Annotated in this window: 19 protein-coding genes; 3 read left to right on the top strand and 16 right to left on the bottom strand. The window is 70.8% G+C overall.

The genetic code is table 11. From position 1 onward, the window contains the following. Positions 1 to 510: 510 nt before the first annotated feature. The 12 genes from rocD to F8O04_RS01195 form a co-directional block, all read right to left on the bottom strand. Positions 511 to 1,776 carry an ornithine--oxo-acid transaminase gene (gene rocD, locus F8O04_RS01250; protein ID WP_225734798.1) on the bottom strand — a complete coding sequence of 422 codons (1,266 nt, stop codon included), beginning with the start codon at positions 1,774 to 1,776 and terminating at the stop codon, positions 511 to 513. 180 nt (positions 1,777 to 1,956) lie between these two features. Further along, a complete protein-coding gene (locus tag F8O04_RS01245; protein ID WP_158027506.1) occupies positions 1,957 to 2,385 on the bottom strand; it encodes a type 2 periplasmic-binding domain-containing protein in 429 nt (142 codons plus the stop codon). A gap of 21 nt (positions 2,386 to 2,406) precedes the next feature. Continuing rightward, a complete protein-coding gene (locus tag F8O04_RS01240) occupies positions 2,407 to 3,477 on the bottom strand; it encodes an ABC transporter ATP-binding protein (protein ID WP_158027505.1) in 1,071 nt (356 codons plus the stop codon). 102 nt (positions 3,478 to 3,579) lie between these two features. Next, positions 3,580 to 4,953, bottom strand: a complete 1,374-nt coding sequence (locus F8O04_RS01235; RefSeq protein ID WP_158027504.1) for an FAD-binding oxidoreductase — start codon at positions 4,951 to 4,953, stop codon at positions 3,580 to 3,582. Between the two features lie 104 nt (positions 4,954 to 5,057). Beyond that, the gene (locus F8O04_RS01230; protein ID WP_158027503.1) at positions 5,058 to 9,794 is read right to left on the bottom strand and encodes a proline dehydrogenase family protein; all 4,737 of its coding nucleotides are present in this window, start codon (positions 9,792 to 9,794) and stop codon (positions 5,058 to 5,060) included. 48 nt (positions 9,795 to 9,842) lie between these two features. Further along, a complete protein-coding gene (locus F8O04_RS01225; protein WP_188726347.1) occupies positions 9,843 to 10,850 on the bottom strand; it encodes a carbohydrate kinase family protein in 1,008 nt (335 codons plus the stop codon). Between the two features lie 143 nt (positions 10,851 to 10,993). Further along, a complete protein-coding gene (locus F8O04_RS01220) occupies positions 10,994 to 12,034 on the bottom strand; it encodes a DNA-3-methyladenine glycosylase family protein (protein WP_225734797.1) in 1,041 nt (346 codons plus the stop codon). A 9-nt stretch (positions 12,035 to 12,043) separates the two neighbouring features. Next, on the bottom strand, positions 12,044 to 12,709 hold the full coding sequence (locus F8O04_RS01215) for a thioesterase family protein (RefSeq protein WP_158027501.1): 666 nt from the start codon (positions 12,707 to 12,709) through the stop codon (positions 12,044 to 12,046). 123 nt (positions 12,710 to 12,832) lie between these two features. Then, positions 12,833 to 13,795: a 1,4-dihydroxy-2-naphthoate polyprenyltransferase gene (locus F8O04_RS01210; protein WP_158029032.1), complete on the bottom strand. Its 963-nt coding sequence runs from the start codon at positions 13,793 to 13,795 to the stop codon at positions 12,833 to 12,835. A gap of 262 nt (positions 13,796 to 14,057) precedes the next feature. Then, entirely contained in the window at positions 14,058 to 15,524 is a 1,467-nt protein-coding gene (locus F8O04_RS01205) for an AMP-binding protein (RefSeq protein WP_188726348.1), read from the bottom strand. A 7-nt stretch (positions 15,525 to 15,531) separates the two neighbouring features. Further along, positions 15,532 to 16,446: a 1,4-dihydroxy-2-naphthoyl-CoA synthase gene (locus F8O04_RS01200; RefSeq protein ID WP_158027499.1), complete on the bottom strand. Its 915-nt coding sequence runs from the start codon at positions 16,444 to 16,446 to the stop codon at positions 15,532 to 15,534. 59 nt (positions 16,447 to 16,505) lie between these two features. Beyond that, the gene (locus F8O04_RS01195) at positions 16,506 to 16,976 is read right to left on the bottom strand and encodes a hypothetical protein (RefSeq protein WP_158027498.1); all 471 of its coding nucleotides are present in this window, start codon (positions 16,974 to 16,976) and stop codon (positions 16,506 to 16,508) included. Between the two features lie 151 nt (positions 16,977 to 17,127). Between F8O04_RS01195 and F8O04_RS01190 the strand changes: the two genes are divergently transcribed. Continuing rightward, the gene (locus F8O04_RS01190; protein WP_188726465.1) at positions 17,128 to 18,192 is read left to right on the top strand and encodes an o-succinylbenzoate synthase; all 1,065 of its coding nucleotides are present in this window, start codon (positions 17,128 to 17,130) and stop codon (positions 18,190 to 18,192) included. 74 nt (positions 18,193 to 18,266) lie between these two features. Here the strand turns inward: F8O04_RS01190 and F8O04_RS01185 are convergent, their stop codons facing one another. The 4 genes from F8O04_RS01185 to F8O04_RS01170 are packed head-to-tail and all read right to left on the bottom strand — an operon-like array spanning position 18,267 to position 21,886. Next, positions 18,267 to 19,415, bottom strand: a complete 1,149-nt coding sequence (locus tag F8O04_RS01185; protein ID WP_188726349.1) for a M20 family metallopeptidase — start codon at positions 19,413 to 19,415, stop codon at positions 18,267 to 18,269. Next, positions 19,408 to 20,082: a DUF1028 domain-containing protein gene (locus F8O04_RS01180; protein WP_158027496.1), complete on the bottom strand. Its 675-nt coding sequence runs from the start codon at positions 20,080 to 20,082 to the stop codon at positions 19,408 to 19,410. The genes F8O04_RS01185 and F8O04_RS01180 overlap by 8 nt, the downstream gene beginning before the upstream one ends. Then, positions 20,079 to 20,513, bottom strand: a complete 435-nt coding sequence (locus tag F8O04_RS01175) for a RidA family protein (RefSeq protein ID WP_158027495.1) — start codon at positions 20,511 to 20,513, stop codon at positions 20,079 to 20,081. The genes F8O04_RS01180 and F8O04_RS01175 overlap by 4 nt, the downstream gene beginning before the upstream one ends. After that, the gene (locus tag F8O04_RS01170; RefSeq protein WP_158027494.1) at positions 20,510 to 21,886 is read right to left on the bottom strand and encodes a flavin-containing monooxygenase; all 1,377 of its coding nucleotides are present in this window, start codon (positions 21,884 to 21,886) and stop codon (positions 20,510 to 20,512) included. Before F8O04_RS01170 ends, F8O04_RS01175 begins: the two co-directional genes overlap by 4 nt. 129 nt (positions 21,887 to 22,015) lie before the next feature. Here F8O04_RS01170 and F8O04_RS01165 point away from each other — a divergent pair, with 129 nt between their 5' ends. Together F8O04_RS01165 and F8O04_RS01160 are read left to right on the top strand one after the other, a co-directional pair. Further along, a complete protein-coding gene (locus F8O04_RS01165) occupies positions 22,016 to 22,966 on the top strand; it encodes a LysR family transcriptional regulator (protein ID WP_158027493.1) in 951 nt (316 codons plus the stop codon). A gap of 288 nt (positions 22,967 to 23,254) precedes the next feature. Next, on the top strand, positions 23,255 to 24,688 hold the full coding sequence (locus F8O04_RS01160) for a purine-cytosine permease family protein (RefSeq protein ID WP_158027492.1): 1,434 nt from the start codon (positions 23,255 to 23,257) through the stop codon (positions 24,686 to 24,688). Positions 24,689 to 24,913: the final 225 nt, after the last annotated feature.

Here is a 24,913-nt window from a genome sequence, read left to right as displayed (position 1 = left end):
TCCTCATTGAAATGCGTTCAGCGTGAGACGGCACGGCGTCGTAGCCCGGCGTCCATCGCGATCGTCGTGATTGTGGTGGAGCGCTGGGGTCTCGCAACGGCAGTTCCTCTTCTCGCAGTCGGGTCCGGTCTTCGCCCGGGGAGTGGCGCCGGTACCCACGGCCAGGTTAGGAGGTATGTTCAGCGACTTTCCATCGTTCGGTCACGAAGTTTGGACCAAGCACACATCGGCGGGTGTTGTCCAGCCCCAACAATTGGCAGCATTTCTGCAGGTGAGCCACCCATTGCTCTGCCGGACGCGGCTTTGTAACGATTTCATCACACCGCGGGTCGCGCATCCTGTCCGATCGGACGGTTTCGTCGTCCGACCCAGGGACCTGGCCGAACCCGCTGTCGCGCGCGACGACAGGGCTGTCGCGCTTCGGCGAAGCACGCGCACGGCGAAGGTGACGAATGCTCGGGTGCCCGGTCCAAGCATCCGCCCGCGTTACGTGTGGTAGAGACCGCGGCGCTACGGGCGGCGTGCGTCGAGCACCGCCCCGAACTCCCGCAGCAGCAGGTCGATCTCGTCGGCGCCGACGACGAAGGGCGGCGCGAACCGGATCGTCCTCGCCTGCGTGTCCTTCGCCAGCACGCCGCGGGCCAGAAGCCCGAGGCAAATGTCTTTCGCGGAGCCGTAGGCCGGGTCGATGTCGACGCCCGCCCAGAGGCCCATGCCGCGCACCTCGCTCACGCCCGACCCGACGCGGCGGGCGAGCCCGGCGTGCAGGCGCTCGCCGAGCGTGCGGCTTCGCTCCTGAGGCTCGCCGGTCGCCAACTCCTGGCACACCGCAAGCGCGATCGCGGCGGCCATCGGATTGCCCCCAAAGGTCGAGCCGTGCGTTCCGGGTGCGAGCACGCCCATGACGTCGCTGTCACCGATGACCGCGGACACGGGAACGATGCCCGCGCCGAGCGACTTGCCAACCGTGATGAGGTCGGCCTCGATTCCTTCCGCCTGGTGCCGGAACGTCGCTCCGGTGCGGCCGAGGCCCGTCTGCACCTCGTCGCAGACGAGCAGCACGTTGCGCTCGCGCGTCAACTCGCGCACCTTCTGCAGGTAGCCGTCCGGCGGCACGATGATGCCGGCCTCCCCCTGTATGGGCTCGAGCATGACGGCGACCGTGTCGTCGTCGATCGCCGCCCGCAGCTGATCGACGTCGCCGAAGTCGACGAGTTCGAAGCCCGGCGTGTACGGGCCGTAGTTCTCGCGCGCGAGCGGGTCGTCGCTCATCGAGATCATCGTCGTCGTGCGACCGTGGAAGTTCTTGCGCATGGCCACGACCTTCGCGCGGCCCTCCGCGACACCCTTGACCGTGTATCCCCATTTGCGGGCGATCTTGACGGCGGTCTCGTTCGCCTCGGCGCCCGTGTTCATGGGCAGCACGAGCTCCTTGCCCGCCAGCGACGCGAGCGCCTCGAGGAAGGGACCGAGCGGCGTCGCATGCAGCGCGCGGCTCGTGATCGTGACGCGCTCGAGCTGCGCCTTCGCCGCCGCCAGGAACCGCTCGTTGGCGTGACCGAAGTTCGCCGCGGAGTAGGCCGCCATGCAGTCGAGGTAGCGGTTGCCGTCAACGTCCCACACCCACGCGCCCTCGCCGCGGTCGATGACGAGCGGGAGCGGCGCGTAGTTCTTCGGCGAGTGGGCGAGCTCGCGGTCGATCACGGCCCGCTGGGCCGCGGACGGCTCGTACGCGGGCGATGGCGAAGCTGGCGTACTCGGAAGCGTCGTCGACACGGAGACCTCTCAATCGACCGGCTCTGTCCGGTCATCGCGTCAGTCTAGTGAGCACGAGGGGTGACCGACTCGAGTGGGCACTGCACAGCAGCGCCGCAGTCGCCGCGCCATCGCCGCAGTATCAGGCCTCGCTCGGCGTCGTCTGCCTCGCGGTCCCGGATGCTCCGCTCGGCCCGGTCATCACTGACCGGCCGCCGAGATGGCCGACTCCATGTCTGCCAGGGCCTGCTCCACGGGCACGGAGCCCGTTATCGCGGCAGTGGCGTTGTCGTGGATGGCTTTGGAGATGGCAGCGCAGAAGGGCGAGATCGGTCGTGGCTGCGCGTTCTCGAGCGCCTCCTTGAGCGCCGAGAGATACGGGTGCTGCTCGATGAGCTCCGGGTCGTCGTAGACCGACGCGAGCACGGGCGGGAAGGATTGCTCGGCGAACGACGCCTGGTTCTCCTCGCTCTGGACGAACTGGATGAACTCGAACCCGGCGGCGACCGCGTCGGCGAGGGCCTGCAGACCGGCGGCCGCTTCCGGCGAGTTGACCGTCGGCGTCTCGCCGTTGTCACCGATGACGCTTCCGCCCCACGCGTTGATCGCCTTCGCCCGGCGACGAGCCACGACGGACGAACGCGCGGCCTCTCAGCGCACGCGTTCGCCCGAGACCGCGTCGAAGAAGTGCACGTGGGCGGTGTCGACCGCGACCCGGATCGTGTCGCCGGTCGTCGGCGGCTCCTGCGAGCGCACGCGCACGATGATCGGCGGCTCGCCGGGGAGCTTCGCGCGGGCGTAAACGTAGGAGTCGCTGCCGAGTTCCTCGGTCATGTCAACGGTCGCCTCGATCGGCCCGTCCGAGTCGAGCGCGACGTGTTCCGGCCGCACGCCGATCGTCACCCCGCCACCGCGCTGCAGCCCCTCGGAGGGGACCGGGATGCGAAGGTCGCCGAGGTGCGCTGCGCCGTCGGCATCGAGGGTGCCGTCGAACAGGTTCATGGCCGGCGAGCCCACGAAGCCCGCGACGAAGACGTTCGCGGGCTCGCGGTAGAGCTCGCGCGGCGCCGCGACCTGCTGCAACACCCCGTCCTTCAGCACCGCGACGCGGTCGCCCATCGTGAGCGCCTCGACCTGATCGTGGGTCACGTACAACGTCGTCGTGCCGAGCCGGTGCTGCAGCCTCGCGATCTCGCCACGAGTCTGAACGCGCAATTTCGCGTCGAGGTTCGACAGCGGCTCGTCCATGCAGAACACCCTGGGCTGCCGCACGATCGCGCGCCCCATCGCCACGCGCTGCCGCTGTCCGCCCGAGAGGGCCTTCGGCCTGCGATCGAGGTACGGCACGAGGTCGAGCATCTCCGCCGCCTCCCTGACGCGCTCACGGATCTCGGCGCTCGGCCGCTTGGCGAGCTTCAGCGCGAACCCCATGTTCTCGGCGACCGACATGTGCGGGTAGAGCGCATAGTTCTGGAACACCATGGCGATGTCGCGGTCCTTGGGGTCGACCTCCGTGACGTCCTCACCGTCGATGAGGATCGAGCCGCTCGTGACCTGCTCGAGCCCCGCGAGCACTCGCAAGCTCGTCGACTTCCCGCACCCGGACGGCCCGACGAGCACGAGGAACTCGCCGTCGTGGATCTCGAGGTCGAGGCCGCTGACGGCCGGCCTGGTCGCCCCCGGATACTGCAGCGTCACCCGATCGAACGTCACCGATGCCATGACTCTCGCTCCTCCCCGGCGGTACGCACCGGACGATCCGTTGGAAGGTAGTGGCGCAAGCCTAGAGGAGGAATCGCGACCGGCCCCGGTGCTCCCGCATCGTCAGGCCGCGAACACCTTCCCGGGGTTGAGAATGCCCTTCGGGTCGAACACCTGCTTGATGCGCCGCTGCAACTCGTACTGCTCGGCCCCGAGCTCTGCGCCAAGGAAGCGCCGCTTGAGCGTGCCGATGCCGTGCTCCCCCGACAGCGTGCCGCCGAGTTCGAGCGCCGCCGTGAAGAGTTCCTCCGCCGCCTGCCACACGTACTCGGGCACCTCGGACGACGACCCATCGAACAGGAACGAGGGATGCAGGTTGCCGTCGCCCGCATGCGACGGGGCCGGAATGTCGACACCGTACTTCGCCGAGATCTCGGCGATGCGGGCGTACATGTCTGGCATGCGATCGCGCGGCACGGCCACGTCTTCCACGAGCATCGCCCTGCCCGTCGCCTCGAGCGCGATGAACCCCGAGCGACGCACGTCGACGAGCGAAGCCGCGGTTTCGGGATCGGTCGTCAGCTCGGCGCGGCCACCGACCCTGGTGACCTCCGCCAGGATGCGCTCGGCCTCATCGAGCGCGCCTGGGCCGTCGGTCTGGATCAGCAGGTACGCCGCGCCGGCGGAGATCAGGTCGATTCCGTGGTAATCGCCCACGGTCTGCAGCATGTACGTGTCGAGGAGCTCCATGATGGCCGGGCGCAGGCCCGCCGCCGTCACCGCCGCCGACGCGGCCGCGGCATCCGGAATCGAATCGAAGTAGGCGCCGATCGTGGGAACCGTGCCCGTCACCGCCGGCCGCACCTTGAGCGTGGCCTCGACGATGACGCCGAGCGTGCCCTCCGAGCCGATCATGAGCGCGCACAGGTCGTAGCCCGTCACGCCCTTGACCGTGCGGTGACCGACCTCGAGCAGCGATCCGTCGGCGAGCACGACCTTCAGGGCGAGCACCGATTCGCGAGTGACGCCGTACTTGGCGCAGAGCAGGCCGCCGGCGTTCATCGCGATGTTGCCGCCGACCGTGGAGAACTCCTTCGACGCCGGGTCCGGCGGCCACCAGAGTCCGTGCGCCGCGAGCTGGCGGTTGAGGTCACCGTTAAAGAGACCGGGCTCGACGACGGCGAGCTGGTTCGGAATCGAGATCTCGAGGATGCGCGTCATGCGTTCCGTCGACAGCACGAGTTCGCCGTCCCCGGCGATCGCACCGCCGGCGAGCCCTGACCCGGCGCCGCGCGTGACGAGCGGCGTGCCCGTCTCGTTGGCGGTCCGGCACACGGCCTGCACGTCGCCAACCGACTCCGCGAATACGACCGCGAGGGGGCGCCCGGGGGCCACGGCCCCCGATCGGTCTCGCCGAAGCGGTTCGAGGGCCTCGGGGTCGGTGACGACCCGGCCGGGCAGCTTGCGCTCGAGGCGCGCGACGACGTCAGCACTCATACCTCGAGGCTAACGGGGACCCGGCTGCACGGTCGGGCACGCCGAGCCGGTCAGGCACGCCGAGCCGGTCGGGCACGCCGAGCCGGTCAGGCACGCCGAGCCGGTCAGGCGAGGTCGCCGAAGGGCTTGTCCGGGTCGAGGAGCTTCTCGTGCGCGAAGAGCGATGTGACGCGGGGATCGGGCCGGCCGTTGCGGTGCGCCGTGATCGAGATCGACTGCTCCCGGAGGAACGGCAGCGCCTCCACCCGGCCCGCGAACGTGACGGGGTCGCTCCACACGGCCACATCGGGGTCGCCACCGAGCGCGAGCGCGACCTCGCGCCTGGAGCCGCCGATGAGACGGATGCGCAGCGAATCGAGCTGCTTCATGCGGAGCCGCTCGAGGAACGCGGCATCGCTCTCGACGCGGACGGGGAACTGGAGGTCGTCGAGCACGGCGACCACGGCATCCGGCAAGCGCTGCGCTGTCGAGACGTCCGGCACGGCCCGGACGATGCGCGCGACCACGAGCGCCCGCACGAGCTCGTCGAACGGGGCGCCTTCGGCGAGCCTGACCGTGACCGCGGCCGGCAGGTAGCGGAAGAGGTTGCGTTCGAACGTGAGGGATGTAACGTCGCTCACCTCGCCGAACTCCTCGTTCCAGGCGATCTGGGTGCTCAGTGCGGTGCGGCGCACGCGGTCGAAGGCCTCGTAGTCGAGCGCGGGCTGGGCCGCCTCGATGAGGCGGACCGCCTTCGGGTCCATGCCGCGCAAGTGCAGTGTCGGCGATGGCTGTCCCGGGTCGATGCGCCATTCACCGAGCGGCATGATCGCGTTGGGGCCGCCCGACTTCTGCAGCGTGCCGACGGCGCTGCGGCGCCACCCGCCGAGCGGCTGCCGCTGCACGGTCGCCCCGAGGGTGTCGCGGTTGACGTAGAGATTGCCCGCCTGGACCTCCTGCAGCCATCGCCCGATCTCTGCGCGGTCGTGCGACTGGAGCCCCGCCGCGAGCCCGTACTGCGTCGCGTTCTGCATGGCAATAGCCTCGCCGAACGTGCGCGCGTGCATGACGCCGAGCACGGGGCCGAAGAACTCGGTCACGTGCGCGTAGCTGCCGGGCTGCACGCCGAGCCGAATGCCGGGCGTCCACAGCCTGCCCGTGTCGTCGAGCTGACGCGGCTCGACGAGCCACCGTTCGCCCTCGCCGAGATGGGTGAGCGCGAAGCGCAACTGCGCGTCGGCGGGATGCACGAGGGGACCCGCGACCGCGCCCGCATCGGAGGGGTAGCCGACGGGGATCGACGTGACGGCGTCGGCGAGCTGCTGCAGGAAGCGGCGGGAGCGGGTGACCGATCCCACGAGGATCACGTTGCCGGCGTGCCCGGTGCGCTGCCCGGTCGAAGCGAACGCGCTTCGCGCAACGTCGACGGCGGCCTGATCAAGGTCGGCGGCCGGTGTCACGATGATGGAGTTCTTTCCCGACGTGCCCGCGATGAGCGGCAGATCGGGCCGCCAGCCGAGCATCGTGCGGGCCGACTCGAGCGTGCCCGTGAGCAGCACGCGACCGACGCGGTCGTCGGTGACGAGCGTTCGCGCGAGCTGCTCCTCCGCGAGCCGGGCCTCGTCGATGACCGCGAGCTGCACGAGATCACGGGGCAGCTCGGCCGCCCAGAGCACCCCCGCGAGCACGCCTGCCGTGCGCCGGGTCTTGGGTGACGCCTTGAGGATGACGGCCGATCCCGCCGCAAGCGCCGTGAGCGCGCCGCCGGCCGATCCGGTGACGGGCGGCGACGACGGCGGCAGCACCACCGTGACGCCGACGGGGTGGAACGCGGCGCCCTGCATGCGGTCGAGCTGCCGTGCCAGGTAGGCAGCATGATTGGCGACGTCGACGGTGCGGCTCACGTCGGCATCCGCGTCGACGAGCGGTACCCCGAACTCGCTGACGGCGACCTCGACCAGCCGGGCCCGGTTCGCCTCGACCGCCTTCGCGGCACGCTCGAGGTGGGCGGCGCGCTCCCAGCCGGGTCGGGTATTCCACCCCGGCGCCGCCTCGACGGCACGCTGCAGGAGCGCCTCGACCTGCTCCGGCCCCGTGATGCGGGCCTCGGCCGCCTCGGCCTCGCCCAGCTGGCCCCGAACGACGCGTCGCTGGATGCGCGCGGCCCACTCGCGATTGACGGGAATCGATGGATCGGTGTCCGGCGCGTTGCGGAAGGTATTCCGCAGGTAGCGACCGCGACGAAGGCCGAGCACGATCTCTGTGAGGCGGGCGCTCGGGCCCGTGTCGGCCGGGTTCGCGGTCGACAGGGGCCCGAACTGCTCGGTGGCGCTCGGTGCCGCGCGCTTCTGGCGCTCGTTGGCACCCGGCGGAACGACGACATCGGCCTCGAGCTCGAGCTCGAGCTCGAGCTCGGGAATCACGGACTCGGTCACGGGGGGCCGGTTCGGCGGCGCGGACGGGGCCGGCTCGTCGGCGCCGATGTCGTCGCCAACCGTGTCGTCACCAACCGTGTCATCGCCAACCGTGTCGTCGCCGGCGGTGCCATCATTGGCGATGTCGTCGCCGGCGGTGCCGTCATCGGCGATGTCGTCGGTACCGCCCCGCGATTCGATGCGGGCGCGCATGGCGGCCCGGGCATCCTGCGGCGCCACGGCCGCCCGCCCCGCGGGGATCGCCTGCGTTTCGGCGTTGTCGACCCCAAGCTCATCGCCGAGCACTCCCTCGGGGAAGAGCTCGAGCCCGATGCTCGCGGTGACCGTCGCGGCGTCGTCGGCGTGCACGCGCTCCTGCTGCCGGTTGGCACCGCCCGGCAGCTGGAACATGCGACTGACGGCGTCGAGCAGGCGCTCGTCTTCGGGATGCAGAGCGTCGCGCCCCGCGAGGGTCGCCTCGCTGAGCTCCTGCCGGGCTACCGCGTCGGCCTCTTGGTCGACGCGACGCAGCAGGTAGGGCACCGCTGCACGCATCGACTCGTCCGGCACGATCGGCAGCCGCTGGATGACCTCGGCGCCCGCGGCCCGGAGGCGAGCGACCGCCTCGTCTCCCCGACCGACGGGCACGACGACGCGCACGGGAGGCATGCCCCTGGCCTCCGCGAGCGCGATCGCCATCGCCACATCTCGCAGTACGTCGCCGTCGAGCTCGACGCGCACGGCTTCGGCGTTGTCCGCGTGGAGTGCCTGCTCGAGCAGGCGGATCACACTCGCGTCGACGTCGCGCGCTTCCGCGAAGGTGGCGAGCCGCCAGCCGTTCATGACGGCGTCCACGCGCTCGAGCTGGATGTCGCCCGCGCGCGTGATTGCGACGGTGACCGGCGCTCCCCCGTCTTCGCGGCGAATGTGCGCGAGCCCGGCGACACGACGCAGCAAGCTCGTCGTCTCGGGAAACTGCGCGGGCAGGGCGATGCCCGCGTGCAAGTCGCGCAGCGCCGGCTCGTCGAGCAGGCGGGTGAACACCCGAACCGTGAGCTCGAGGTCGCGCGATGAGGTCGCGCGAAGCATGAGCCGCGTCGGCCCGACCTTCGTCGACGGCGATCCGAGCGCCGCTGCGCACAGCGGCGCGAGGGCCGTCGCGATGCGCTCCACCTCGCCATCGAGGTTCCAGAGGTTCGGGTTCGGCTCGAGATCGCTCATGGTGAACTCGACCTCGGGAAAGGCCGGGTCGTCGACGAGTTCGCCGAGGCGACGCAGTCGCTCGGCCGCACGCGCGCGGCCCACGATGGGATCGCCGAGCGGCGTCGCGCGGGGCGTCGCACCGGCCTCGTGCGCGTGCGCCGCCGACCCTCCGCGCTCCTCGGACGAGTCGGAGACCACCTCGGCGCCGAAGAACGCGCGCGCCGTGCGTCGCAGCGCCGGCACGGCGAGCCACGGCACCCCTGGCCCCGCGAACACGCCGACCCGGAACGCCCGGCGCGCCTGCACCGAGATGGTGGTCGGGATGCGGTCCGCGAGATCGCCGAGGCCGTTCCCGGCGACGATGCGATCATCGGGGCGGATGACGTTGTCGAGCAGGTCGCGAAGGAACTCGCGCCCGCCCTCCCCCTCGACCGCCCGCCGCAGCTCCGACGTGGGATCGAGCCGGTCGCGGCCTCGCTCGGTCCGGGCCTTCAGCTGGGCTTCCGCGACCGTCGCGGCGCGCGACTCGGCCTCGGCGCGCCAGCCGCGCAGCATCGCCAGCGCAGCCCCCGACGCGTCCGAGGGGGTGGCGTTCGGTCTTGGCGGCCGCCGTCGGTGCGGGCCAGGGCCACCGGAACTCGGCGCACCCGGGGCTCCGGCGGCCGCTGGCGGCGTCTGTTGCAGGCGCGTTCGCGGAGCACCCGGCTCGAGGCGGTCGGAACGGTTTCTCATGAACGGGTCGCGCGACAGTCGGACGGTGTCGTCGAACGTGGGCACGGCGTCGGTCAGGGTGACGCGGACTGCCCCGCGTCGCGGTGCCGGCTCATCCGGAGCGTCGCCGGCGCTGTCGCGTTCCGGCTGGCTCGCGACCACCGCCGACGCCGCCTCGACACGGCCTTTCGCGTCGCGGGCGAGAGCGATGGTGTCGTCGTCGCCCGCTGCGGCGCCGCCCGCCGCCGACGTGACGGCATCGCCCCGAGCATCCCCACCGCTCGACTCCACGCCCGCGTCGCGCACCTCGCCGGACTCGTCGGCGCCGGCGCGGACCGCGTCGCGCCGGCGGCGGAGCACGTCGCGCACGAGGTCGGCCCGCTCCACCCGGCGGGTGTCGATCACCTCGAAGTCACGCCGTGAGAATCCGCCCGTCGTCCCCCCGGCATCGGCGGGCACGTCGCGACGTGCCGGCTCCCGTCCCGGGTCGGCGGCGTCGCGGGCGTCGCCGTCATTCTCGCGCGCAGGACACATGCGTCAGAGCGTATCGACGCGATCCTGGAGTCGTCGCATCGCGCGCCGCTACCGAACGAGGCGGTGACGCGGTTCTTCGAGCACCCGGAACGCGTTCGACGTCCGTTTGGCTGAGATGGGCACCTCGTCGGCGTCCTGCAGGTGCGGGCCGCGGTTACGGATCGTCGCGCCCGCGAGTGCCATCGCCCGGTGCAGGATGGCACGCGCGTCGAGCTCCCGCCTCGGCACGCCCTCGCGCACGAGGGCGGCGATCGCGACCGCGAGCACCGCGTCGCCCGCGCCGAGCGTGTCGACGACGGGGCCATCGAAGTACGCGATGGGCGCCGACACGTCGAGGCCCGCCCTGTTGACCCAGCGGCTGCCATTGCGCCCCTCGGTCGCCAAAACGTGCCCAGCACCGAGGTCGAGCAGATCGCTCGTGACCTCGTCGACGGGCGACCGGAAGATCAGCTCGGCGTCGCCTGACCCGAGGTGCACGAGCAGTGCGCTCGACGCATGCCGCTCGAAGTGCCGGCGAAACCGCCCCTGGTCGATGAAGAGACCCTCGCGCGGGTTCGGGTCGAGCACGAGACGGTTCTGCGGCTGGCGCACTGCCGCGAGCAGCTTGCGCTGCTGCTTCTTATCGTCGAACGCGAAGCCCGCGACCGCGACGTAGGGGGCGTCACCGATCGCGGCGAGCTGGGCGTCGTCGAAGTCGACGCGCCGAAGCCGTGTCGACTCGTCGTATCGGGAGTGCGTGCGCCCCTGGACGTGCACGCTGCGCACGTGACCTGTCGGGTGGCTGCCGACCGTCGGCAGGAATTGGATGCCGTGCTCGTCAAGGTGCGCCCGCACGCGGCGCCCAGCGGCATCGTCTCCGACCGACGCGATGAGCATGCACTCGACGCCGAGCAACGCGAGGTCGGTGGCGACGGCGAGGCCCGAACCCCCCAGGTGCTCGGTGCTCGCACCCCGTCGATCGTCGCCTTCGAAGACCTCGTCGATGTAGACGTCACCGATCACCGCGACAGGGGCCGTCACGTTCGGAATCGCCTGCGGCGAGCTCAGGGGAGGCACGCGGGGAATTGTGTCAAACGGATGCGAAGCCCGCACACGGGCGTGTCGGGCCGCGCGTCCGTGACCAGTAGGCGCTGGAGCAACGCGGATGCGCGCGACGAGACGGTCTCGCGGACACCGGCCGCACGCACGCGAATGCCCGCCTACCTCCTGCGGTGATCGGCGGGTTCGAGCCGTGGGGCGCGCCGCGGCTCGCGGCGGCGGTCCGAGAGGGCGATCAGGCGCACGACCCGCTGCCGGTGGCCTCGCCACGGCTCGAGCAAATCTCGCATGCCCACGTCATCGGTGCGCTCGCCCCTGAGCGCGTAGCCGACCCAGTGCGCAACGTGGAAGTCGCCGAAGCTGGGGGCGTCGGGGTCGCCATGGGATCGCTGTGTCGTCTCGGCGGCCGTCCACACGCCGACACCGGGCACACTGCGCAGCCTGGCGGTGATCTCGTCGCTGCCGCGGCCGAGGCGGAGCGTGCGCTCCAGACCGTCGGCGACGGCGGCAGCCCGAAGCAGCGCGGTCGAGCGGGCATGGTCGACACCGGCCCGGTGCCAGTCCCACGACGGAATGCCGAGCCACTGCCGAGGCGTCAGCGGCAGCAACAGCCCCCGCGGCACGAGGTTCGTCGGCCCCGGCGCGCGGTCGGCATAGCGCCGGTGCAGCCACGCCCACGCCCCGTGCGCCTCGGTACCGGTCACCCGCTGCTCGATGATGGCCTGCGCGATGGCGGGAAACACCGCGTTCGTGCGGCACAGCCGCAGCCCGGGGTGCCGCCGCCGAACCTCCGCCAGCCACGGCACGCGGCGCAGGTCGAGGCCGCTCCAGTCATCGCCGCGGCCCAGCAGCTCCGGGGCGAGTTCGATCGCCCGGTCCGAACCGCGGCCGAACGCCACGATGCGAGCGCCCTCGGTGACGGGCCGGATGCACAGGGTCGCGTCGCCCTGGTCGTTGCGCACCGCGAGCCAGCGGTCGCCGGTCACACGATCGACGGTCAAGGTCGGATCGCTGTGACCCCGCTCGAGGGGCGAGAGGGTGCGCGCGACGTCGATCGGCGCGCGCGGGCGGTAGACCGTCTCGGCCCGTGGGGACGGCTCCGCCTGCGGCGCGTTCGACGTCGCGCGGGCGAGCTCGCCGGCGATGCGGCGCGAATGGCGACTGCCCCGCGAGCGCGGCACGGGGCTCGGCTGCGGAGGCATCCGGCGACCCTACTCGTTGCCGGCGCGCGCACGGCGCTCGGGCGCGTCGCCCGGATCGGCGATGAGCCCCGCGTCTCCACCCGCTCCCGCTGTTCCACCCGCTCCCGCGGCTCCGCCATCCATGAATCGCTCCCACACGCTCGGCGCGTCGCTCCGGCGCGACGGCAGTCGGACGTGTTCGGCCCACTCGCGCACCCACGCCGGCACCCGGTCGGGCAGCCGGCTCATCTCGGGGAGCACCTCGACGAGTTCGGCGGCGCCGATGGGACCGTCGGGCCCGACGAACCTGGCGCGCACGTACGACGTCGATCGCAGCTGGCCGTCGACCGTGAAGCGCTGCTCCATGTACACGCCGTAGTCGTCGTAGCCGAGATAGCGGGTCTCAACGAGGAAACGCTCACCGAGATGCAGCGAGGCACGATACGTGATGGTCTGGGCGACGACGACGGCGTTCCACGTGCGCGCTCGCGTGCGCTCGAAGATGCCCGTGCGAACGAGATAGTCGATGCGGCCGAGGTCTTGCAGCGTGAGGTACGTGCCGTTGTTCATGTGGCCGTTGAGGTCGAGGTCGCCGGGGCCGACGCGCATCGGGATGCGCGAGACGTCTGCGGCTGCGCGGCGGGAACGCAGGAAGGCGCGAAGGAGCACGATGACGAGGCGCAGCGAGATTCTCACCCGGTCAGGGTAGGCCCGACCGCCGACATCGGAGCGGCTCCGCGGCGGATGTTCGCCGGGTCAGCCAACGCGACCGGCAGCATCCGGCCACAGCGCTGTGCGAATCACGCAGCGGCGCGGCTCCTAGTACGCCGACTCGGCGACACCGAGGTACGGGCCGAACGCGACCGCCAGGCCGAGCAGCACGGCGTAGGCGAGCGAGCCGAGGCTGGTGAGCAGCAACGCGAGCACCAGCTCCTTCGCCCGCACCGCAGTCGCCGTGATGAGCACCGCCGGCCCGATGAGCATGAGCGAGAAGAAGCTGTACAGCGCGTTGGGATAGAGCAGCATGAACAGCACCGTCACGACGTACGGCGCGAGCGCGAGCACACCGAACACCCACCGGCTCGCGACATGACCGATGAGCACGGCGAGGGTGCGTTTGCCCGCGGCGCGGTCCTGCTGGATGTCGCGCAGGTTGTTCACCATGAGCACGGCGCAGGCGAAGCTGCCGGCGGCCGCGGCGAGCAACCAGCCGTCGTTGGTCACCTGCAGCACCTGCACGTACATGGTGCCCGCGGTCGCCACGAGCCCGAAGAAGACGAAGACGAACACCTCGCCGAGGCCGTAGTAGCCGTACGGCCGCTTGCCGCCCGTGTAGAACCAGGCGGCGAGAATCGCGGCCGCGCCGATGGCGATGAGCCACCACTGCTCGGTGCGCCAGGCGAGGAAGAGGCCACCGAGCGCCGCGATGCCGAAGCAGGCGAAGGCGACGTTGCGCACGGTCGTGGGGGTGGCGCGACCCGAGGCGGTGAGGCGCGCGGGGCCGACTCGATGGTCGTCGGTGCCCCGGATGCCGTCGGAGTAGTCGTTCGCGTAGTTCACGCCGATCTGCAGGAAGACGGCGACGACGAGGCAGACGAGCGCGCGCACCCAGTGGTATTCGCCCTCCGCGCTGACGGTCTGCGCGCCGGCGGTGCCGAGGATGACCGGCGAGATGGCGAGCGGAAGCGTGCGCAGGCGCGCACCGCCGATCCAGGCGCCGAGCCCCGCGCCCGTGCCCCGCGCCCGCTTGCCGGGGCGCTGCGTCGGGTTGCCGCGCTCGATGCGCGTGCCGCGCCCGCGGGTCGACGCGCCACCCCCGCGGGTCGTACTCGCGCCGGGCGAGGAACGCCGCGGCGTCGCCCCGCGCTTCGCTGGGGCGCCATCGTTCGACGCGCCCCGACCCGACTTGCCGCTCTTGCTTCGCTGCGATTTCGCCACGCGGGGATTCTACGGGGGTGCGGGGCAACACCTCGCACGTCGCGTCAGGGACGTACGCCGAAGGGTCGCCGACGAACGCCCGCGGAGGGGCCTCGCCCTCCTCCCATCACGCACCCTCGGCGAGGGCTCGCCGTGCAAGGTCGGTGACCTCTCGCCGATCGGGCTTGCCGCTCACGAGGCGCGGCATCGTCGCGAGGCGAATGCGGTGTGCCGGTCTGGCCGCCCTGCCCGCGGCCTCGGCGGCGGCCCTGACCACCTTCCACCCGGGATCGGCCGCGAGAGCTTCCGGGGCATCGACGCACACGCCCGTGCGACCGGATGGCGCCTCCGGGTGCGTGAGCGCCGCCGGGCCGGCGAGGACGACCGCCGGCACCTCGCCCCACTCGGCCGACGGCACGCCCACGACGACGCTCTCCTCGTAGCCGGCGACCTCACGCACGAGGCGCTCGACGCGATCGAGCGACACCTTCTCGCCCCCGGAGATGATGACGTTGTCGAGCCGCCCTGCGATGGAGATGCGCTGCTCCCCGCTGCCGTCGCCGGCACGTACAGGGCCGGCACGTACATCGCCGACACCTGCGTCGCCCGCACCTGCGCCGTCCGTACGCTCGCCCTCCGCGCGCTCGCCCTCCGCACATGCAACCTTCGCACGCACCTCGACCGTGCCACCGTCGCCCGTTCGGTACCAGCGGCGACCGCCGTCGCACACGAAGGCCTGCGCCGTTCGCTCGGGATCGCCGAGGTACCCGGCCGCGAGCACCTCCCCCGACAGCTGCACCTCGCCGTCGACGACGCGCGCCTCCACCCCGTCGAGGGGCACCCCGTCGTAGACGCACCCGCCCGAGGTCTCGCTCGCGCCATAGGTCGTCACGAGCCGCCACCCCAGGCGCGCCGCCCGCTCCCGCAGGGCCAACGGCGTCGACTGCCCGCCGACGAGCACCGCGTCGAGACTGGCGACGGCCGCGCGGACACGCGCGGCCTCGTCACCGCCCGCTCCGCCCGCTCCGCCCGCGACGCCGACGCCCTCAGCCGCGTCGAGCAGGCGCCCGAGCTGAGCGGGCACGATCGACGTGCGGCGCAGGCCCTCGTGCATGCGGTCGACGTCGGCCGCGAAGCGCAGGGCGTCGAAGGGCCCGGGTGTCGAGACGACCGGCTCGGTTTCGGCCATGATCGACCGCGCGAGCACCTGCGCGCCGGCCACGTACTCGGCCGGCAGGCACAGCATCCACTGCGCATGTCCGAAGCACCTGGCCCCGTCGCCGCCGCTATCGCCGGCCTGCGGCGCCCCACTCAGCCGCGCCGCGGTCGCCGCTGCCGAGGCGCGCAACGACGTCGCCGTCAGCACGACCCGCTTGGGCGTCGCGGTCGACCCGCTCGTTTCAATGACCAGGCAGGCATCGCCGGGCCACTCGCCACCGAGCGAGAGCGCAGCCGGTGCGGGGCGTGAGCCCCCGGCCGATGCCGCCCCGGACCTCGGAAGCACGGGCGCACCCCCTGCGAGGGCATCCGCGATCGCGTCGCGCACCTCGAGGGGGCGCGACGCGTCGACGACGCGAAGAGGCCGTGCCGACATCGCCGTCTCACACGTGCCAGGGGAACGGCGCCCAGTCGGGCTCGCGTTTCTCCAGGAAGGCGTCGCGCCCCTCGACGGCCTCATCGGTGCCGTAGGCGAGCCGCGTGGCCTCACCCGCAAAGAGCTGCTGCCCGACGAGCCCGTCGTCCGGCAGGTTCATGGCGTACTTCAGCATGCGGATCGCGGTCGGCGACTTGGTGAGCACCGTGCGTGCCATCGCGAGCGCTTCGCGCTCGAGCTCTGCGTGCGGCACGACGCGATTGACCGTTCCCATCTCGGCGGCGCGCTCGGCCGAGTATTCCTCGGCGAGGAAGAACACCTCGCGCGCGAACTTCTGCCCCACCTGCTTCGCGAAGTACGCCGAGCCATAGCCAGCATCGAACGAGCCCACGTCGGCGTCAGTCTGCTTGAACCGGGCGTGCTCTCGCGACGCGATCGAGAGGTCGCACACGACGTGCAGCGAGTGCCCGCCGCCGGCCGCCCACCCGTTCACGACCGCGATGACGACCTTCGGCATGAAGCGGATGAGTCGCTGCACCTCGAGGATGTGCAGACGCCCCGCGCGCCCCTGATCGACCGTCTCGGCCGTCTCGCCCGACGCATACTGGTACCCGCTCCGGCCGCGGATGCGCTGGTCGCCGCCCGAGCAGAACGCGCGGCCGCCGTCTTTCGGGCTCGGACCGTTGCCCGTCACCAGCACTGCGCCGATGCGGGAGTTCAGGCGGGCGTCTTCGAGCACTCGGTAGAGCTCATCGACCGTGCCCGGACGAAAGGCGTTGCGCACCTCGGGCCGGTCGAACGCGATGCGTGCCACTCGCCCCTCGAGGTCGTGGTGGTAGGTGACGTCGCGCAGGTCGTCGAAGCCCGCGACCCCGCGCCACTGCGACGCATCGAAGAGCTCGGAGACGTTCGTAGCATCCATACCGACGACGGTAGTGGAACCCTCGGACCCCGGGTGGACGCGTCCGACCGACCGACCCGCTACCAGAGCGGGGGCGCGACCGGGAGGGTGCCGCCGTTCACGATGAACTGGATGATCGTGTTGCCGACCAGCCATGCCGGCAGCGCGCCGAACATGAGACCGAAGATGAGGGCGAACACGGCGGTCACGCGGCGATCGTTCTTCCAGATGGCCCAGAGCGACGCCGTGATCGTGACGAAGCCGGTGATGCCCGCAAGCAGCAGCCACACCTCGATCTCGACCTTTGCACCGATTCCGAGCAGGTTCGAGATGTAGAGGAACGCGACGAAGTCGGCGATGGCCGTCAGGAGCGCCCCGAACATCGCCCAGCCGCCGACGCCCCACGCGCCCGGGTTGAACAGGACCGCGTACCAGGCTTCCGGCAGCACGGTGCCATGCCGGTACTGGGGTCGCCGCATCTGGCCGTCGGGGGTTCCGTCGGCCTCGAGAAAGCGCTTGATGGCTGGATCGGAAGAGTCGTGGATCGTCATATGCGTGGGGCGGATGTGACGGAAGGTCGCGAAACGCCTGCCACAGCCTAGCGCGGCCTGGGCCGGCCACGAGACGTGGGGCCGCGCCGCGCGCGACAATGAGGCCGTGCCGATTCCAGCTCGCCCAGAACATGCGACCGCGCCGCTCGACGTGCCGCACCATGGCTCGCCGCGGCCCGACTCGACGTCGCCCGGTGTGCCGCCGCTCGACGAGCTACTGACGCGGGCGCACGTCGTCGCCCTCCCCCTGGCCGCGCGCTTCCGCGGCGTCACCGTGCGCGAGGCCATGCTCTTCGACGGACCGGTCGCCTGGAGCGAATGGTCGCCATTCAGCGAGTACGACGACGCCGAGGCGACCACGTGGCTCGCAGCGGCTCTCGAGTTCGGTTTCGACCCGTCACTGGCACGACTGGCCGACGGAGCCGTTGCGGTCAACGCAACCGTGCCCGCCGTTCCTGCCGCCGATGTCGCCGGCGTGCTTGCGCGCTACGACGGCTGCCGAACGGCCAAGGTCAAGGTTGCCGAGCGCGGGCAGTCCCTCGCCGACGATCTGGCCCGCGTCGCCGAGGTGCGCCGGATCATGGGGCCGGATGCCCGCCTGCGCGTCGACTCGAACGCGGGCTGGGGCGTTCCCGAGGCCGTCGATGCCCTCACCGCGCTCGCCGAATTCGAGCTCGAGTACGCGGAGCAGCCTGTCCCCGGCATCGGGGCGCTCGCCGAGGTGCGGCGAGTGCTGCGCGCACGCGGGGTTCCGGTGCGCGTCGCCGCCGACGAGGCCGTCCGCAAGGCCACCGACCCGCTCGCGGTTGCCCGCGCCGGCGCAGCCGACGTCATCATCGTGAAGGCGCAACCGCTCGGTGGCGTGCGACGCGCGGCCGCCGTCGCCCGCGCGGCCGGGCTGCCCGCGACCGTGTCGAGCGCGCTCGACACGTCGGTCGGCATTGCCATGGGGGCGCAGCTCGCCGCCGCGGTCGCGGGATTCTCGGAGGAGTTCGGTGCGCCGGCGGGCGGCTTCGACGCTGGGCTCGGCACGGCATCACTGTTCACCGACGACGTGACGGCGCCGCCGCTTCGTCCGCGCGGGGGCCGCATCCCGCTCGCCCCCGTCTCCCCCGACCGCGACGCCCTCGCGCGCCTGGCCGCGCCGCCCGAGCGCGACGGGTGGTGGCGCGAGCGCCTGCGGCGGTGCCACGCGCTGCTTTCCGCGACCGCCTGACGGCTCGGGCGTGCCTGTCGTCGCTCCACCGCAGCGGGAGCCGAGCATGCGACCCCCGCTCGGAAGCCGAAGCCTCAGTCCGCTGCGATCAACCCGTCGACGGCGGTCTGCGCGAGCAGCGTCGCCCCCTCGAGGAGCGCCCGGTCGGCGGCAGGCGTGATCGCCGCGTCGGCGAACCCGGCCTGGTGGTTCACGACCGGCAGCGAATCGATGGACAGGTACGGGTGGATCGCGCGAACGCGCTGGGAGATGTTGCCCATGTCGGTGGAGGCGGTGTTCATCCCACCGGCTCCTCGCTCGTGGAGATCCATGTCGCGCCCGAGTTCCGCGGCGTTCGCGGCGAACGCCCGCGCGAGCGGTTCGTCGTTTCGGAACACGTCGTACCGGGGGCTCGTCTCGGTGAGGTTCCATGAGCAACCGGTAGCGATCGCCCCGGCCTCGAAGCAGCGCGAGACCCGCTCCAGGGTCGCCTGCAGTTCCTCCATCGACGAGGCACGCACGTACCACGAGCCGCGTGCGCTGTCCGGGATCGCATTCGGCGCCGTTCCGGCCTCGCGCACGATGCCGTGCACCCGCACGGTCGACGGCAGCTGCTGTCGAAGCAGGCCGATCGCGACCTGCGCGACGAGCATGGCGTCGGAGGCGTTCACACCGAGGTGCGGGTAGGCGGCGGCGTGTGCCGAGAACCCCTCATAGCCGACGTCGAAGTGGGCCACGGCGAAGGGCCGCGCGTACACGCTGTCGGCGGGGCCGGGGTGCACCATCATGGCGAACTCAAGATCGTCGAACACGCCGGCCTCGAGCATGGGGATCTTGCCGCCGCCGCCCTCCTCGGCCGGCGTGCCGACAACGATCACGGTCAGATCGAGCTCGTCGGCGAGCGACGCGAGCGCGATGCCCGCGCCGACGCCGGCCGCGGCGATGATGTTGTGACCGCACGCGTGACCGAGCCCTTCGAGGGCATCGTATTCGGCGACGAACGCGACCTTCCTCGCTCCCGTTCCCCGGCTGGCGACGAACGCCGTCTCAAGCCCTCCCGCGCCGACCTCGACCGCGAAGCCGGATGCGCGCAGCCGATCGGCGAGGTATGTCACGGATCCGTGCTCCTGCCAACGGATCTCGGGGTTCGCGTGCAGGTGCCGGCTGATGCCGATGAGCTCGTCGCGGGATTCGGCGACGACGCCGGCGACGCGCCGCTTGAGCCCGGCGCGGGCGTCACTCATCGCCGGGGACTCCGTACGAGGGCGCTTCGCGGGGGTCATGCGCGCGGGCCCGATACGCCTCCTTCTGCGGCAGCCACAGCTCGAGGAGCCGGGCGAGCTCGCCGATCGGCGCGTCGTGGTCGTCGACGCGCAGGTCGGTGACCCGCCATGGTTCGTTCTCGACGACGGCGAGCCCCGCCGAGCGCACGGGACCTGCCTCACCGCCGGCCGCGAGCGCGGCGAGCGCGCCGTCGAGCAGGCGGGCTTCGAACGTCGTGGCGTTGCTGCGCAGGTACCCCTCGAGCAACTCGTCGATCGTGCGCTCCGACGCGAGGAGGTTGCCGGCCGCGACCGCACCCTGACCGATGCGCTCGGTGTGCACGCCGAGGGACTTCTCCCCGGAGAACACCGCCGCACGCCCCTGGGCGTCGACGGCCGTCAATTGACGGTACTCGGGGTATGGGTCGGAGGCGGCCGACGCGGAAACGGCCGCCTCCGAGCTCTCGCCGCGCGCAAGCCGGTCGAGCACGAAGCCCCCGAGCGCGGGATTGGTCACGTTCTGCGATGACGCCGCGCCGACGCCGGCGCGAAGGTTGAGGCAGCGCGAGGCGACGGCGGGACTCGACGAGCTGATGATCATGCCGAACGCACCGGTCTGCGCGTCGCGCGCCACGAGCGAGAACGTCATGAGGCATCCGCCCCCGAGCCATCGGGGATGACGGCGGTCGCGTCGATCTCGACCAGCCATTCGGGACGGGCGAGCGAGTCGACGACGATGCCCGTCGACACGGGGTACACGCCCTTCAGCCACTTCCCCATCGTGCGGTAGACCGTCTCGCGGTAGCGGATGTCCGTGAGATAGACGACGACCTTCACGATGTGCTCGAGCTTGGAGCCCGACTCATCGAGCAGCGTGGCGATGTTCTCCATGGCCCGCTCGGTCTGCGCCTCGACGTCGCCGATGCCGACCGAGGCACGGGTTTCGAGGTCCTGCCCGATCTGGCCGCGAAGGTAGACGACACCGTTCGCGACGACGGCCTGACACAGGTCATTGTCGAGGTTCTGCTCCGGGTACGTGTCCTTCGTGTTGAAGGGCCGGATGCGCGTGTGGACGGTCATGCGTGCGTTCCTGTCGTCTGAGCGGTCACGGGAGCGGGCGCGGCGCTGCCTGGCACCGCGTCCGCGTCGACGGCACTGGGTCTCGCCGCTCCCGCACGGAGCGACGCGTACGGCTGCGAGTCGGGCGCGGGCTCGTTGACGAGATAGCCGCGCTGAATGGAGATCTGGTCGGCGATGTACTTCGCATCGTGCCACACCCCCCAGATGAAGCTCGAGCCGCGACGCGACTGCCAGGGCAGGCCGAGGAAATAGACGCCGGGCTCGGTCGAGACGCCGCGCTGGTGGCGGGGCCTGCCGTGCTCATCGAGCGCGTCGACCTGCAGCCAGCCGTAGTCGGCGCGGAAGCCCGTCGCCCACACGATCGACGAAACGCCTGCCTCGGCGAGGTCGAGCTCTGCGAGCGGATTGGTCATACTGGCAGGGGCCGGCAGCAGGCGCCGAGCCTCCGGTTCCTCGGGCAGATCGATGCCGTTGCGCTCGACGTAGGCGTCGGCCGCGTCGAGCAGTGCGAAGAGATTCGCGTCACCCTCTTCGACGTTCTTCGCGAGGTCGGCGCCGAAGCGCACCTTGCCGTTCTCGTATGCGTTGGCGCGCCCCACCAGCGTGATCCCGCCGGCCGCCAGCTCGCGGAAGTCGACGGTGCGGCCGCCGTGTGCGCCGCTGACGGCGATCGTGACGTGCTCGGCGCCCGCAGGGGGCGCGTTCAGCTCCCACAGGCCGAGCACGCCGAGCCACCAGCAGAAGTCGCGGCCGCGGTAGCTGCGCGGGGGACGGTCGTGCGGACCGACGGCGAGGTACACCTGACGCCCGGACCGCTGCAGTTCGTCGGCGATCTGCACGCCGGACGAGCCGGCGCCGACGACGAGCACGTTGCCCTCGGGCAGCTGGCTCGGGTTGCGGTAGGCACTCGAGTGCAGCTGGGTCACGCCGGCCGCCTCCGGAATGATGGGCGGAATGCTCGGCAGCTGGAACGGCCCCGTCGCTGCGACGACGTAGCGGGCGTCATAGGCGCCGGCGTTGGTCTCGACGTGGAAGCCGTTCGCTCCCTCGCGCTTGCGCACCGAGTTGACCTCGACGCCCGTTCGGATGGGTGCGCCGATTCGGTCGGCGTATGCGGCGAGGTAGTCCGCGACCTGTTCCTTCGACGCGAAGGCGTCGGGCGCGACGCCGGGGATCTCCATGCCGGGGAACCTGTCGTGCCAGGCGGGTCCGTTCGCGACGAGCGAGTCCCATCGTTCCGAGCGCCAGCGCTCGGCGACGCGCTCGCGTTCGAGCACGACGTGACGGATCCCGCGCTCGGTCAGGTGCTCGCTCATCGCGATCCCCGCCTGTCCGCCCCCGACGATGAGCACCTCGATGGCTTCGCTCGTCATCTGTTCCTCCTTCGGTGCCGTGGTGATTGGCTGACCTCTATGGTTGAGGCACGGATTGCATCTGTACAGTTCACAAACTTGAAACACTGAATCATCTCAGTTGATTCTCGTCGGGATCGGGAGGGGATCATGGCGCAGGGGCTTCGCAGTGACATCTCGCTGACTCAGATCCGGTATTTCGTGCGGGCTGCCGAGCTCGGCAGCATGAGCCGCGCCGCAGCGTCGCTCTTCGTAGCGCAATCCGCGGTCTCGACGTCGATCGCCAACCTCGAGCGTGCACTCGGGGTCACGCTCTTCATCAGGCAGCGCGCGCGCGGCCTCGAGCTCACGTCCGTCGGAGAGCAGTTCCTCACGCGCAGCCGGCTGGTGCTCCGCGCCGTCGACACCGCCGTGCAGGAGGTCGACGCCAGTTCGCTCGCGGGCGAGTTCACGGCGGGGTGCTTCCCGACGCTGATCCCGTTCTGGATGCCCTCGGTCTGCGATGCCATCGCCATGGAGCATCCGGGCCTGCACACGCACGTCGAAGAGGTGCATGACGACGACGTGCTCGAGACCCTCCGTTCGGGCCGTCTCGAGGTCGCGCTCGCCTACAAGTTCCACCCGATGCCCGAGTACATCACCGCGACGCCGATCGCGACGGTCGAGTCGTATGCGATCGTCGGCGAATCGCACCCGCTCGCCGACCGCGATGTGACGAGCATCGCCGAGCTCGCCGAGCTCTCGCCGTACGTCATGCTCGACCTGAAGGGCAGCGCGCCGTACTTCGCATCCGCGATCAACGCGGTCGAACGACCGCCCGAGATCCTGCATCGCTTCGGCAACTACGAGGCCGTGCGCGCGATGGTCGCCCGTGGCAACTCGTTCTCACTCCTCAACCAGATACCGGCGCACGACCTCACGTACGACGGCCGGGTCGTCAAGCACATCAAGGTGACCGACGGCCCACCGGCACTCGAGATCGACTGCCTGTACCGCGCCGATCAACCACTCTCACGAAAAGCACAGACCTTCATCGACGCGTGCCGCGATGTCGCCGACCAGTTCGACCCGATGTCGGATGACGCACCCGCCGAGGCATAGTTCGAGCAGATGCCGATCCGGATAGGGCATCACTTGAGATGATCGAGAGTATCGACACTCGAGAATTCCCGGCTTCCTCCATCCGGCCTAACATCGCAGTACACGATCACCTTGCTGCGAGCGCGAAATACCGGGTAGGGACAGGTGAGCGTCGCGTGCGGTGACGATCCCTCTTTTTGCAATCGATTCCCCGCTGAGTACGCGGAGACCATCGCTTCAACGATCATGCGCGCGACCGCACCCGCGCCACCCGTGTCGCCGACTGGCAATGAAGCCCGAGGAGAACCCATGTCGAACGAGCCACCGGTCACGACGCAATCATTCGTGAAATTCGAGACCGAGCACATCATGCCGATTCCCGAGTCCGAACGGCGTGGTACGAGCTGGGGGCTGTTTGCGATCTGGTTCGGCCTCAACATGATGCCGCTCACCGTCGTGACCGGCGCGGTGGCCAGCGGCGCCTACGGATTGCCGATCGGCTGGAGCATCTTCGCGATCCTGCTCGGCAATGTGATCGGCGGCTTCGGTGCGGCGCTGCATGCTTCGCAGGGCCCGCACCTCGGTATCCCACAAATGCTGCAGGCACGCGGTCAGTTCGGTTACCAGGGCGGCAGCCTCTTCGCGCTCATCGCCCTGGTGATGTTCGTCGGGCTGTTCGTCAGCATCCTCATCGTGGCGAAGGAAGCCCTCGTCATCGTCATCCCGGAGCTCGACGGGACCTGGGTCATCATCGGATTCGCCGCAATCGGCATCCTGATCTGCATCGTCGGATACGACCTGCTGCAGAAGATGATGATCTACCTGTCGATGCTGATCGGCGTCACCATCATCGTCTCGATGGTGATGATGTGGATGCAGCCCGAGGTCACCTCGCAGCACGCCGAAGCCGCCTTCAGCTCTGAGGGCTTCTTCGCGATGGTCGCGATCGGCGTCGTCTGGCAGCTCGCCTACGCCCCCTATGTCTCCGACTACACGCGCTACCTGCCGAGCAAGACGGGCCCCAAGCGGGCGTTCTGGATGACCTACACAGGTCTCGTGGCAAGCTCGGTGTTCGTCATGATGCTCGGCGTGCTGCTCGGCGCGGCCAACGCCGGCAACCCGCTGATGGCGCTCTCGGATCACCTCGGCGGCATCGGCGTGGTCATTCTCGTCATCTTCGCCGTCACCTCGGTGCTCATCAACGGCGTGGAGCTGTACTCGGCGGTCATGAACGGCCTCACCGTGCTGCAGACGAGCTTCAAACGCCTCGTCATCACGACGCGCACGCGCGTGCTGACGACGATCGGGCTCGGTGCCGTCGCGACCGTCATCGCGCTGCTCGGACAGGGTGACTTCATGACGACCTTCGAGAGCTTCCTGATGCTGCTGCTCTATGTGCTGATCCCGTGGTCGGCGATCAACCTGGCCGACTACTTCATCGTCGTCAAGGGGCACTACAAGGTCGGCGACCTGTTCAGGCGCGACGGCGGACGGTACGGCCGCTGGAACTGGGTCGGCCTCACGAGCTACGCGGTCGGGCTCGCGGCACAGGTGCCGTTCATGATCACACCGTTCTTCACGAGCCCGTTGGCCGAGGCGTTGCAGAACGTCGACATCGCGTGGCTCGTCGGCTTCGCGGTCACCGCCGCGGTGTACCTCGTGCTCTCGCGCGTCACGGCGACGGGCAAGCGTCTGAAGGCCGCGGCCGATGACGAGAGCGCCGCGATGTTGCCGTCGCGCTGATGGCGCCGTCGCGCTGACGAACGCGCACAGAGCAGGGCCGGTTCTCGCATCCCGCGAGAACCGGCCCCTGCTGGTTTCGCGAGCACGGCCTTCGATGCTGCGCTGCGCCCGCTTCGCGCCGGGCGCATGTCGCCGCAGCGCGTCTCCGTCCTGCGCCACTCCGCGCACGCAAGAGGTCCCCGGCGCCGAGGGGCGCCGGGGACCTGATCGCGGGATGCGCTCCGG

This window comes from Pseudoclavibacter endophyticus (genome assembly GCF_008831085.1).
GTDB lineage: Bacteria > Actinomycetota > Actinomycetes > Actinomycetales > Microbacteriaceae > Pseudoclavibacter > Pseudoclavibacter endophyticus.
Note: the sequence above shows the minus strand (reverse complement) of the source record. Positions and strands in the feature narration are given on the sequence as shown.

Coding starts and splice junctions, on each gene's coding strand:
- F8O04_RS01240 (WP_158027505.1), bottom strand. CDS start 3,477: ATGGCATCGGTGACGTTCGATCGGGTGACGCTGCAGTATCCGGGGGCG.
- F8O04_RS01235 (WP_158027504.1), bottom strand. CDS start 4,953: ATGAGTGCTGACGTCGTCGCGCGCCTCGAGCGCAAGCTGCCCGGCCGG.
- F8O04_RS01230 (WP_158027503.1), bottom strand. CDS start 9,794: ATGTGTCCTGCGCGCGAGAATGACGGCGACGCCCGCGACGCCGCCGAC.
- F8O04_RS01220 (WP_225734797.1), bottom strand. CDS start 12,034: ATGCCTCCGCAGCCGAGCCCCGTGCCGCGCTCGCGGGGCAGTCGCCAT.
- F8O04_RS01205 (WP_188726348.1), bottom strand. CDS start 15,524: ATGTCGGCACGGCCTCTTCGCGTCGTCGACGCGTCGCGCCCCCTCGAG.
- F8O04_RS01200 (WP_158027499.1), bottom strand. CDS start 16,446: ATGGATGCTACGAACGTCTCCGAGCTCTTCGATGCGTCGCAGTGGCGC.
- F8O04_RS01195 (WP_158027498.1), bottom strand. CDS start 16,976: ATGACGATCCACGACTCTTCCGATCCAGCCATCAAGCGCTTTCTCGAG.
- F8O04_RS01185 (WP_188726349.1), bottom strand. CDS start 19,415: ATGAGTGACGCCCGCGCCGGGCTCAAGCGGCGCGTCGCCGGCGTCGTC.
- F8O04_RS01180 (WP_158027496.1), bottom strand. CDS start 20,082: ATGACGTTCTCGCTCGTGGCGCGCGACGCGCAGACCGGTGCGTTCGGC.
- F8O04_RS01175 (WP_158027495.1), bottom strand. CDS start 20,513: ATGACCGTCCACACGCGCATCCGGCCCTTCAACACGAAGGACACGTAC.
- F8O04_RS01170 (WP_158027494.1), bottom strand. CDS start 21,886: ATGACGAGCGAAGCCATCGAGGTGCTCATCGTCGGGGGCGGACAGGCG.
- F8O04_RS01165 (WP_158027493.1), top strand. CDS start 22,016: ATGGCGCAGGGGCTTCGCAGTGACATCTCGCTGACTCAGATCCGGTAT.
- F8O04_RS01160 (WP_158027492.1), top strand. CDS start 23,255: ATGTCGAACGAGCCACCGGTCACGACGCAATCATTCGTGAAATTCGAG.